At 40.1% G+C, this 11,288-nt stretch carries 9 protein-coding genes; 2 read left to right on the top strand and 7 right to left on the bottom strand.

Annotation, left to right across the window (positions count from 1 at the left end):
* A partial coding sequence (locus BCG07_RS02300) for a GAF domain-containing protein (protein ID WP_286888406.1) occupies positions 1-218 on the bottom strand: 218 nt, incomplete at its 3' end.
* A gap of 30 nt (positions 219-248) precedes the next feature.
* The gene (rppH, locus tag BCG07_RS02295) at positions 249-767 is read right to left on the bottom strand and encodes an RNA pyrophosphohydrolase (protein ID WP_006792674.1); all 519 of its coding nucleotides are present in this window, start codon (positions 765-767) and stop codon (positions 249-251) included.
* A gap of 529 nt (positions 768-1,296) precedes the next feature.
* Here rppH and mutH point away from each other — a divergent pair.
* Positions 1,297-1,968, top strand: a complete 672-nt coding sequence (mutH, locus tag BCG07_RS02290; RefSeq protein ID WP_008132736.1) for a DNA mismatch repair endonuclease MutH — start codon at positions 1,297-1,299, stop codon at positions 1,966-1,968.
* Positions 1,969-2,168: 200 nt separating this feature from the next.
* On the opposite strand, the gene eno is transcribed toward mutH, so the two are convergent.
* The 5 genes from eno to rlmD all read right to left on the bottom strand — a co-directional run bounded on the left by eno (position 2,169) and on the right by rlmD (position 9,658).
* Positions 2,169-3,467, bottom strand: a complete 1,299-nt coding sequence (gene eno, locus BCG07_RS02285; RefSeq protein ID WP_203984436.1) for a phosphopyruvate hydratase — start codon at positions 3,465-3,467, stop codon at positions 2,169-2,171.
* A gap of 114 nt (positions 3,468-3,581) precedes the next feature.
* Positions 3,582-5,216 carry a CTP synthase gene (pyrG, locus tag BCG07_RS02280; RefSeq protein ID WP_006794157.1) on the bottom strand — a complete coding sequence of 545 codons (1,635 nt, stop codon included), beginning with the start codon at positions 5,214-5,216 and terminating at the stop codon, positions 3,582-3,584.
* Positions 5,217-5,367: 151 nt separating this feature from the next.
* A complete protein-coding gene (mazG, locus tag BCG07_RS02275; protein WP_286888402.1) occupies positions 5,368-6,165 on the bottom strand; it encodes a nucleoside triphosphate pyrophosphohydrolase in 798 nt (265 codons plus the stop codon).
* Positions 6,166-6,167: 2 nt separating this feature from the next.
* On the bottom strand, positions 6,168-8,324 hold the full coding sequence (gene relA, locus BCG07_RS02270; protein WP_006794155.1) for a GTP diphosphokinase: 2,157 nt from the start codon (positions 8,322-8,324) through the stop codon (positions 6,168-6,170).
* An 8-nt stretch (positions 8,325-8,332) separates the two neighbouring features.
* On the bottom strand, positions 8,333-9,658 hold the full coding sequence (rlmD, locus tag BCG07_RS02265) for a 23S rRNA (uracil(1939)-C(5))-methyltransferase RlmD (protein ID WP_203984456.1): 1,326 nt from the start codon (positions 9,656-9,658) through the stop codon (positions 8,333-8,335).
* 125 nt (positions 9,659-9,783) lie between these two features.
* Here rlmD and BCG07_RS02260 point away from each other — a divergent pair.
* A partial coding sequence (locus BCG07_RS02260) for an ATP-binding protein (RefSeq protein WP_286888398.1) occupies positions 9,784-11,288 on the top strand: 1,505 nt, incomplete at its 3' end.

Here is an 11,288-nt window from a genome sequence, read left to right as displayed (position 1 = left end):
CCTTCTGTAAAGCCAATTCTAAACTTACCAACCGCATCAGGATTTAACCCTTCGGTAGCCATAAGCACAAAGTTGTCTTGGCTATAATCAGCAAAATAAATAGAGCAGCACTGGGTTTTCATGGCGTCTTTAACCATTTGCACAAAGCACACTAATGCAGTGTCTAAATTCGCTTGTTGCGATACAGACTCAGCAATAGACCTCAATGTTGCCAGCATGTCCTGCTCCTTTATTTTACTATAATGTTATTACCTTTTACTTCGCCAGTGGTCTTTATGTTGTTCTCTTTTATTAAAAGGCATAGCGAAAGGAGCAAACTCCTTCATTACACGTCGGTAAACATCCCGTTTAAACGACACAACCTGCCTTACAGGATACCAATAGCTCACCCAACGCCAGTCATCAAATTCTGGGTGATGAGTTTTAAGTAAGTTTACATCTTCGTCTTTACAACGAAGTTTCAGTAAAAACCATTTTTGTTTTTGCCCAATACACACCGGACTTGAGTCGCGACGAATTAATCGTTTGGGTAATTTATAGCGTAACCAATGTTTTGAACTTGCGACAATTTCTACATCTTCTGGTCGCAGTCCGACCTCTTCGTGTAATTCACGGTACATAGTTTGTTCTGGTGTTTCACCATCATCAACACCACCTTGGGGAAATTGCCAAGAGTGCTGACCGTAGCGCCTGGCCCAAAATACTTGTCCCTGATTATTGCAAATTACAATTCCGACATTGGCACGAAAACCTTCGGCATCAATCACCTTAGTGCCTCATTTGTAAGTCGATTTTTAATGATTGTTCCACATTAGCCGCAATACGGCAAACACTATTATAAGCGAGCCAGTGGGTAAGTGTAATTTACACTCAGCTCAGAGATGAAAATACTGAGATACGAGTAAAAAGATTTAAAAAAATGTATGAAAGCTATTGCAGTTATTATTTTGCTCTAGTTACTCACAGTTTGTGCATAACTTTTAAAAAACACGTTCATTTTGCAAACAAATCCACAATACAAGATCGAAAACGTGTTGTTCTCCACAGATTCTGTGGATAAACATGTTCATATAGTTGTATTTATCCCTGTAACTTTTATTACGCCCAATACAATCAATACTCGACAACAGAAAAAAGCCAAGTTAGTCAGCAACTTAACGAATTAGATGCAATTTTCACAATGTATAAAATTAACACACCCAACCACCGAACAAAAAACACACAACCCTAAAGATATCCACGGCTTAGCTGATTTGCTATCATGAGCATGGTATTTATTCAACTCAAATTAGTGCTATGCGTCCAACTAAACCACATTCAATTAATGACCTTATTCAACGTGTTAACAGTATTGCAGGCCTTACGCTTGGACAGCTTGCCGAGCAATATAACTTTAAAACCCCTGATGATTTATTAAGAGAAAAAGGCTGGACGGGTCAATTAATTGAGTACGTTTTAGGTGCAACCGCGGGTTCTAAACCCCTTCCTGACTTTGAGGATTTAGGTATTGAACTCAAAACGCTGCCTATTTCCTATAAGGGCAAACCTCTTGAAACCACCTTTGTATCGGTAACGCCACTAATAAACGTAACGGGCATGACATGGCACACTAGTGCGGTTCGTAAAAAGCTTAACCACGTTTTATGGCTTCCGGTTTTAAGCGAGCGAGATATAGCACCGTTTAATAGAACCATTGGCAGTGGCTTTTTATGGCAACCAACGCCTGAGCAGGACGCTAAACTACAACGAGACTGGGAAGAGCAAATGGAGCTTATTGCGCTTGGTAGGGTTGATGAAATATCAGGCCATTTAGGCGATGCAATGCAAATTCGTCCAAAAGCCGCTAATAGCAAAATTGTGACCGATGCCATTGGCCCAAACGGGCAAATAATTAAAACCCTCCCCCGTGGTTTTTACTTAAAAACCAGTTTTACAGGTGACATTTTAAAGCAGCAATTTCTGCTTTGATTAATCCTTGTCGACAACAAGGCTTAAATTTTCCATAAAACTTTTTAGGAAGTTTTAACACCATTAACGCCATATTAGTATCTCAAATTAATTGAGGATTCTTGTTAATTAGTGTTGTAGTTACTCAAAAAGCTTAAACAAAAAATCCCCGCAATGGCGAGGATTTTATAGCTTAAAATTTAAAATCAGCTTCTAAAAAATTACTGACCTTTAACTTCTTTTAAACCGTTGTACGGTGCTTTAGCGCCTAATTGCTCTTCAATACGAAGCAATTGGTTGTACTTAGCTACGCGGTCAGAACGACTTAATGAACCAGTTTTGATTTGACCTGCCGCAGTACCTACTGCTAAATCAGCAATTGTTGCATCTTCTGTTTCACCAGAACGGTGAGAGATAACAACAGTAAAGCCAGCGTCTTTCGCCATTTTAATAGCTGCTAACGTTTCAGTTAGTGAGCCGATTTGGTTAAACTTAATTAAGATTGAGTTAGCAATACCGTTGTCGATACCACGTTTTAAAATCTTAGTGTTAGTTACGAATAAATCATCACCTACTAACTGGATTTTATCGCCCATTAATTTAGTTTGGTGAGCAAATCCATCCCAATCAGACTCATCTAAGCCATCTTCAATTGAAACAATTGGGTATTGCTGAGTAAGCTCTTGTAAGAAGTAGTTAAATTCTTCAGACGTGAATTTTTTGCCTTCACCTTTAAGATCGTAGATGTTTGCTTCTTTGTCGTAAAACTCAGAGGCAGCACAATCCATTGCAAGCGTAATATCTTTACCTAACTCGTAACCTGCATTTGCTACTGCAACTTTAATTGCTGCAAGTGCTGCTTCGTTAGACTCAAGGTTTGGCGCAAAGCCACCTTCATCACCTACAGCTGTAGAGTGGCCATCTGCTTTAAGTACTTTTGCTAGGCTGTGGAAAACTTCTGCGCCCATACGTAGGCCTTCACGGAAGTTTGAAGCGCCAACAGGTTGGATCATAAATTCTTGAATATCTACAGAGTTATCTGCGTGTTCACCACCATTGATGATGTTCATCATTGGAAGTGGCATTGAATAAACACCCGGTGTGCCGTTTAAATCAGCAATGTGCTCGTATAGCTCTACTTTTTTAGACTGAGCTGCGGCTTTAGCTGTTGCTAGTGATACTGCTAAGATTGCATTTGCACCTAATTTTTCTTTGTTTTCAGTGCCGTCTAAATCTAGCATTACTTTATCAACTGCACTTTGGTTAAGTGCGTCTTGGCCAGCTAGCGCATCAGCAATTTCTTTATTGATGTAACCAACCGCGTTTAATACGCCTTTACCTAAGTAACGCGCTTTGTCACCATCACGTAACTCTAATGCTTCGCGAGTACCAGTAGATGCGCCAGAAGGTGCGGCCGCACGACCCCATGAGCCATCAGCTAAATGTACATCAGCTTCAACAGTTGGGTTACCACGCGAGTCCATGATTTCGCGACCAATTACTTTTACGATATTTGACATCTTGTTTCCTCTATATTCCCAAAATGGTGAGTTTTGTTTACTTTACTATGTTTTGCATAGTTTAGTCAGTCTTAAAACAAAAAAGCCGTGCAATATATGCACGGCTTTTATAAGTTACGACGACGCTTTTTGGTGGATATGCGCTGCTGCTACAAATCCTTCAAATAGCGGGTGACCATCACGTGGTGTTGACGTGAATTCCGGGTGGAACTGCGCGGCAATAAACCAAGGGTGATCTTTGTTTTCAATAATTTCTACTAGTTTTTTATCTTCAGATAAACCAGAGAATGTTAAACCTGCTTTTTCAAGTTGGTCTACAAAGTTGTTATTAACTTCATAACGGTGACGGTGACGTTCTACAATTTCGTCGCTACCGTAAACTTCGTGTACCTTAGAACCTGGTGCTAAGTGACATTTTTGAGCGCCTAAGCGCATTGTGCCACCAAGATCTGATTTCTCGTCACGAACTTCTACTTTACCTTCGGCGTCTAACCACTCAGTGATTAAACCTACAACAGGCGCTGCTGATTTAGCATTAAATTCTGTTGAGTTTGCATCGGTTAAGCCTGCAACATTACGTGCATACTCAATAAGCGCCACTTGCATACCTAAACAAATACCTAAGTAAGGCACTTTATTTTCACGTGCGTATTTAGCCGCTAAAATTTTACCTTCAACACCACGACCACCAAAACCGCCTGGTACTAAAATAGCATCAAGGTGAGAAAGCAGCTCTACACCTTTGCTTTCTAAGTCTTGTGAATCAACATATTCAATGTTGATAGTTAAACGGTTTTTAAGGCCCGCATGTTTTAAAGCTTCGTTAACCGACTTGTATGCATCGGGTAGTTCAATGTATTTTCCAACCATACCAATGGTTACTTCACCCGTAGGGTTAGACTCTTGGTACAATACTTGTTCCCACTCAACTAAATCAGCTTCAGGTGCGTCTAAGTGGAAACGACGACATACAAAGTTGTCTAGTTCTTGTGATTTTAACAGTGCTGGAATTTTATAAATACTGTCTACATCGGGTAATGAAATTACCGCTTTTTCTTCTACATTGGTAAACAATGCAATTTTTGCACGCTCATTGTTAGGTAACTTACGGTCTGAACGACAAATTAGAATATCTGGCTGAATACCAACAGAGCGAAGTTCTTTAACTGAGTGCTGTGTTGGTTTTGTTTTCACTTCGCCTGCAGGGCCTAAGAAAGGCACTAACGTTAAGTGAATAAAGAGTGCGCGTTCGCGACCTATCTCTGTGCCCATTTGACGAATTGCTTCGATAAACGGTTGTGATTCAATATCACCTACTGTGCCACCAATTTCAACAATTGCTATGTCATGGCCTTCAGCGCCTTCGTAAACGCGCTGTTTAATATCGTTAGTGATATGAGGGATAACCTGAATAGTTGCGCCTAAGTATTCACCACGACGCTCGCGACGTAATACGTCTTCATATACGCGGCCTTGTGTGAAGTTATTTCGGCTAGTCATTTTGGTGCGAATAAAACGTTCGTAGTGACCTAAATCAAGATCAGTCTCTGCGCCGTCTTCTGTAACGTATACTTCACCGTGTTGAATTGGGCTCATTGTGCCTGGGTCAACGTTGATGTAAGGATCCAGCTTTAAAATAGTAACATTTAAGCCACGGGCTTCTAAAATAGCCGCCAACGATGCTGCTGCAATACCTTTACCCAACGAAGAAACAACCCCGCCAGTAACGAAGATAAATTTTGTACTCATGCGAACCCTAGAATATCAGGAATTAAAAGGAATATAACACCCAAAAAAATGGCTATGGGCATATCATCAAGACGGGGCGAAATTGTACCAAAACATGCTTTAGCAATCCAGCTAAAATTAGCGAATGGGCGATTAAAAAACGTGCGCTATTTTATTTATGTTTTTTGATTGCTTCCCATGCATTATCCATTTCTTCAAGGCTTGCCGTGTCTAAGCTTTTACCTTGTGCTTGCAAGTACGCCTGTACCTTTTCAAATCGGGCAGAAAACTTATCATTTGCATTTCTGAGGAGCTGCTCTGGGTCGCGTTTAACGTGACGCGCTACATTAACAGTGGCAAACAGTAAATCGCCAAGCTCTTCTGCCGTGTGATCTGACAAGGGGTTTTGTGTTATTGCTTCTTTAACTTCAAGTACTTCTTCGCTTACTTTATCAAGTGCACCATGATAGGTGGGCCAGTCAAATCCCATTGAAGCCACTCGCTGTTGAATTTTTTTAGCCTTGCTAAGGCTTGGCATATTTGCAGGAATATCTTGCCATAACAGTGATTCTTCAGACATTGCTTTTTCGCTTCGCTCTTGGGCTTTAATAGCTTGCCACTGAGCTGACAACTGCTTATCATTGAGGGCTTTTTTCTCGCCAAAAACATGAGGGTGGCGACGTGTTAATTTTGCATTTAGTTGTTCTATTACGTCGTTAAAGTCAAACAAGCTTTGCTCTTGAGCTAATTGGGCATAAAACACAATTTGAAACAGTAAGTCTCCAAGCTCACTTTTAAGGTCATTTAAATTACCTGATTCTATACAGTCGGCAACTTCGTAGGCTTCTTCAAGTGTATGCGGCACAATTGATTTAAAGTCTTGTTTGAGATCCCAAGGGCAACCACCATTGGGATCTCTTAATGTTTGCATGATATTCAGTAATTCTGTTAATGCTGAATGGTTAGCCAAAGCTACTGCCCTCGCTTAGCATGGTGAACACCTTCAATTTGATGCAATTTAGAAAGTACACGATTAGTGCCCGATAAATCATGTACTTCTATTTGCATGGTAAATACTGCTAACTGGTCAGCGCCCACGGTATTTACATTCATGTTAAGTACGTTTACTTTTTCGTTAGCCAGTACAGAACTGATATCGCGAATTAGTCCAGATCTGTCGCTTGCTTCAATTTTTATACTGAGCGCGTATGATCCATTTATATCTTCAGACCAACTAACTTCAACAACACGCTCTGGGTGCTGCGTTTTCAAATTATTAAATGAATCACAATCATCACGATGTACACCAATACCACGGCCTTGCGTTATATAACCGATGATCTGATCACCTGGAACGGGGCGGCAACATTTAGCAACGTGGCTCATTAAACTACCCACACCATCAACCACTATGCCGTTTTTATCGCCCGTTACTTTGCTTGGTGCTTTAAAACGAATAACAGGTTCGTCTTCTGTACGGTCAGTAACAAAATTAAGCATTTGGTTAAGACGCACATCGCCTGCTCCAATTGCGACCATTAAGTCATCAAGCTCTTTAAAGTTAAATCGCTTGATTGCTGGGGCTAAATCTTTGTATGTTAAATCAAGCTTTTGCAGCTCGTTATCAAGAATCTCTTTACCCGCACTTAAGTTTTTGTCGCGGTCAAGTTGCTTAAACCAATGGTGTATTTTGGCACGTGCACGAGATGATTTAATATAACCCAGTGACGGATTTAACCAATCTCTACTGGGGTTTGGCTGTTTTTGTGTGAGGATTTCGACCTGATCGCCCGTCGTTAATTGATGCGTAAACGGCACTATTTTGCCAAATACTTTCGCGCCAATACAACGATGTCCCACATTAGAATGAATGTAGTAAGCAAAATCGAGCGGCGTGGCCCCTAATGGTAGATCAAAAATATCGCCCCGCGGGGTAAATACATATACACGGTCTTCAACAACTTGGTTTTTTAGCTCTTCAGCTAAATCGCCGCCATCCACCACTTCTTCCTGCCATTGCAGTAATTTACGTAACCAGCTAATTTTTTGCTCGTAACCCGAGCCACGCCCAGGTAAAGCCCCTTCTTTGTACATCCAATGAGCGGCTACACCGAGTTCTGCATCTTGATGCATATCTTGCGTGCGGATTTGTATTTCTACGGTTTTGCCCTCAGGGCCAAAAACAACGGTGTGAATTGACTGATAGCCATTTTGCTTAGGCGTTGCAACATAGTCATCAAACTCTTTGTTCAAATGGCGCCAGTTGGTATGCACTATACCCAGCGCACCGTAGCAATCTTGCAAGCGGTCAACCACAATACGCATAGCACGTATGTCAAAAAGTTGATCAAACTCGTAGTTTTTTTGCGCCATTTTTTTGTAAATACTGTAGATATGCTTGGGCCGACCATATACCTCAGCCTCTATACCTGCTTCACTTAAACGGCTTTTAACCTGTTCTACCATGTCTTCCATATAGGCTTCACGGGCAAGACGTTTATCATCAAGCTGTTTTGCTATTTTTTTGTACGTATCTGGGCGTAAATACCTGAACGATAAATCTTCAAGTTCCCACTTTAACTGGCCAATACCAAGTCGGTTTGCTAAAGGAGCAAAAATGTCGGCTGTTTCTTTGGCGGCAATAACACGCTCTTCTTCACCTGCATTTTTAACGTTACGTAAATGACATACCTGCTCAGCAAGTTTAATCACCACAGCGCGCACATCCTCAACCATGGTTAATAACATTTTACGAATATTATCGACTTGAACAGTGCCTTTACCTTGGTGCGACAAAGTACTAATAGTCGCCATTTGAGAAACCCCCGTTAACAACAAGGATATATTGCTTCCAAGCTGCTCTTGAACGGTTTCAAGGGAGACCACATCATTTAAAAAATAGGGTGTTAGATACGCTGTAGCTAACGACTCAGCATCGAGGTTTAACTCGACTAAAATTTCCACCATTTCTATGGCTGTATTTTGCCAGTCTTGGTTATCACTTTTAACACAAAGCGCTTGCGCCTTATTAAGCAACTGAGTCTTTTCTGTAGATAGGTCGAGTGCTTTTAACCGTGTAAAAAGATCACCCGTTTCATCTTGTTGATGTGATTGACGTGTCGCTACCATAATGCGCTTTACCTCCGTTGAAATAACGCCATAGTTTCAATATGCCCAGTATGAGGAAACATATTCATTAGCCCAATTTTGTTGAGCTCAAAGCCTGCTTGCGAAATAATAGCGCTGTCACGGGCTAGGGTAACAGGGTCGCAAGAGACGTATAAAATTGTTTTAAATTGCTTTAAAGGTAACTGCTCTAATATAGCCATTGCACCAGTACGTGAAGGGTCTAATACCAACACATCTAGGTTTTTATTAAACCACTGCGCATTTTGTATTTTTTGCGTTAAATCAAAACAATGAAACTGCGCGTTACTGATAGAGTTAGTTTGCGCATTTTGCGCGGCCATTGCAACCGCAGAAGCAACACCTTCTATACCAATCACCGTTTTTGCTTGTTTTGCCAGCACAAGTGAAAAGTTACCAATACCACAAAATAAATCTAATATATTTTCATTACCACTTAAACCAAGCCAATCTACCGATTGTTTTAACATAGCTTGATTAACTTGAGCATTAACTTGAATAAAATTATCCAAACCAAACTCAAATTTTAGTTTAAATTCATCTAGGTAATAGTAAGGCATAGTAATATTAGTATGGTCAATTACATCACTTTCGCTTTGCCAAATAACTGAGTATTTGTAAGGCGTACAGGCTTTTATGACCACAGCCTTTGCTTCATCACTAATTGCTTTAGTGTGACGAATGACCACAAAGTTATGCGTTTCACTTTGGCATAATTGTAGGTGGCTTATACTGTGTAATGACTTATTGTGATTAATTAATTCGTCAAAGAGTGTAAAAACAGTTTCATAGGCGTCAGTCAAAACCGCACACTTATTAATACTCACAATATTTTTTGAACCACTCGCTCTGTACCCTATACGCATTTTTTTAGCGGCCTTATCAAACATAACCGCTATTCGTGCACTTCGCCTATAATGCGTTGCACTACTTAATATTGGAGCTTGCCAGTTTAAATTTGTTTGCTTGGCAAATTTTTCGAAAAGCTGTTCAACTGCGGCTTGCTTTTCAACTACTTGCTGGTTTACATCTAAATGCTGTAATTGACAGCCTCCACAATGGTTATAATGCTCACAAAAAGGCGCTACTCTGGCTTCACTTGCTTTAATCACTTTGTGTGTAATTGCACTACTGTAGCGCGCCTTATCATCAACAAGGGTCGCTTTTACTTTCTCGCCCGGTAATGCGCCTGCGACAAAGCATACTTTATTGTTATATTTTGCTACGCCACGGCCTTGGTGATCCATATTTGTTATATCGAGCACCACTGACTTTTGTTGAAGAGGTTTTTTTTTCGCTTTAAAAATTTGCGCCATGTGGCATTACCTTACATTTATTTAGGTTAAAACTCGTAACTAATCACGTGTAGGTGAAGCTTTGAGAATAGGCATCGAAACGTATATACTCAAAACATACTAATAATGATAATAATGCTGCCACTATGACCAAATTAGGCTTACGTGATTCTGTTTTAACTTTGACCCTGATCCCCACTGTGATCATTGGATTGCTGCTTGGTGGTTATTTTACAGTAAATCGTTACATTGAGCTTGATGAAATTTTATATCAGCAAGGCGCAACTATTTCGGAGCCTTTAGCAATTGCCTTAGAACAACCGCTTCTTGATAAAAATAAAGTATTACTAAATCGTTTAATCAGTTTTACACATAATCGGCACTCCCCGTCTATTAAGTCAATTGCTATATTTGACACTAACAACGAGCTGTTGATGACGAGTAATTACCACCGCTCATTTGATGAATTAATCAATCAAGCGTCTCTTGCATCACTTAAAGCCACAAAAATAGAATCCTCAAAAGATATAATTACCTTCTATACGCCAATTGTTGGTCATTCTTCACCTAATACTCAATGGGACGCTTCAGCCTTTCAAACATCGTTAGGTACGGTCATTTTACAGCTAAACAAAGATAAAGCCGTTATAGGCCAACAACGCGCCTTACTTATTAGTGGCATAGTTATTATTTTATCTTTGGTATTAGCGGCAATTATGGCATTTAAACTTAGCCGCATGTTCATGACTCCTTTAAATAAGTTAGTACTTGCAACCGACAAACTCGTTGAAGGAAAAAGAAGTACTGGCCTTACTGATACCATGTTGGGTGAATTTGATATTCTTCGTGAAGGATTAAATACCATAGCCGATACTATGGTGATGCAAAAAGACGAAATGCAAAAAAATATTGACCAAGCAACCAGTGATTATCGTGAAACGCTTGAACAATATGAAACGCAAAATATTCAGCTCACAATGGCAAAAAAAGAAGCACAAGATGCCAACCGTGTTAAGTCTGACTTTTTAGCAAAAATGAGTCACGAGCTACGTACACCACTTAATGGTGTAATGGGATTTACCCGCCAGCTTTATAAAACACCACTGAACAAGCATCAAAAAGATTACCTCGATACAATCATGTTATCGGCTAATAGTTTAATGACTATTATCAGCGATATTTTAGATTTTTCTAAACTAGAAGCTGGAGCGATGGAACTTGAATCGATTCAATTTCAATTGCGCGATGCAGTAAATGAAGTAATGACATTGCTTGCCCCAAGCGCCCATGAAAAACAGCTTGAGCTCTCTATTTATATAAACCCACAAGTCCCTGACGATTTGACTGGCGATCCTACTCGCTTTAAACAAGTACTTATTAATTTATTAAGTAACGCAATTAAATTTACCGAGCAAGGTTCTATAAAAGTAGATATTAGCTACCGCTTACTTGATGAAGAAAGTGCCTCTGTTTTAGTGTCGGTAACAGATACCGGTGTGGGTATACCAATGGATAAGCAAGATTCATTGTTTACTCCTTTTGGCCAAGCAGATTCAAGCATTACGCGCAAATTTGGGGGGACCGGCCTCGGCCTGATTATCACCAAACATATTGTTGAAGCGATGAATGGTCGAATATCGTTAAACTCAGC

Source organism: Pseudoalteromonas sp. ESRF-bin5, assembly GCF_002632075.1.
GTDB lineage: Bacteria > Pseudomonadota > Gammaproteobacteria > Enterobacterales > Alteromonadaceae > Pseudoalteromonas > Pseudoalteromonas marina.
Note: the sequence above shows the minus strand (reverse complement) of the source record. Positions and strands in the feature narration are given on the sequence as shown.

What these genes read in the sequence shown, in the direction of transcription:
- mutH (WP_008132736.1), top strand. Translation starts at nt 1,297, where the DNA reads ATGCGTCCAACTAAACCACATTCAATTAATGACCTTATTCAACGTGTT.
- eno (WP_203984436.1), bottom strand. Translation starts at nt 3,467, where the DNA reads ATGTCAAATATCGTAAAAGTAATTGGTCGCGAAATCATGGACTCGCGT.
- pyrG (WP_006794157.1), bottom strand. Translation starts at nt 5,216, where the DNA reads ATGAGTACAAAATTTATCTTCGTTACTGGCGGGGTTGTTTCTTCGTTG.
- relA (WP_006794155.1), bottom strand. Translation starts at nt 8,324, where the DNA reads ATGGTAGCGACACGTCAATCACATCAACAAGATGAAACGGGTGATCTT.
- rlmD (WP_203984456.1), bottom strand. Translation starts at nt 9,658, where the DNA reads ATGGCGCAAATTTTTAAAGCGAAAAAAAAACCTCTTCAACAAAAGTCA.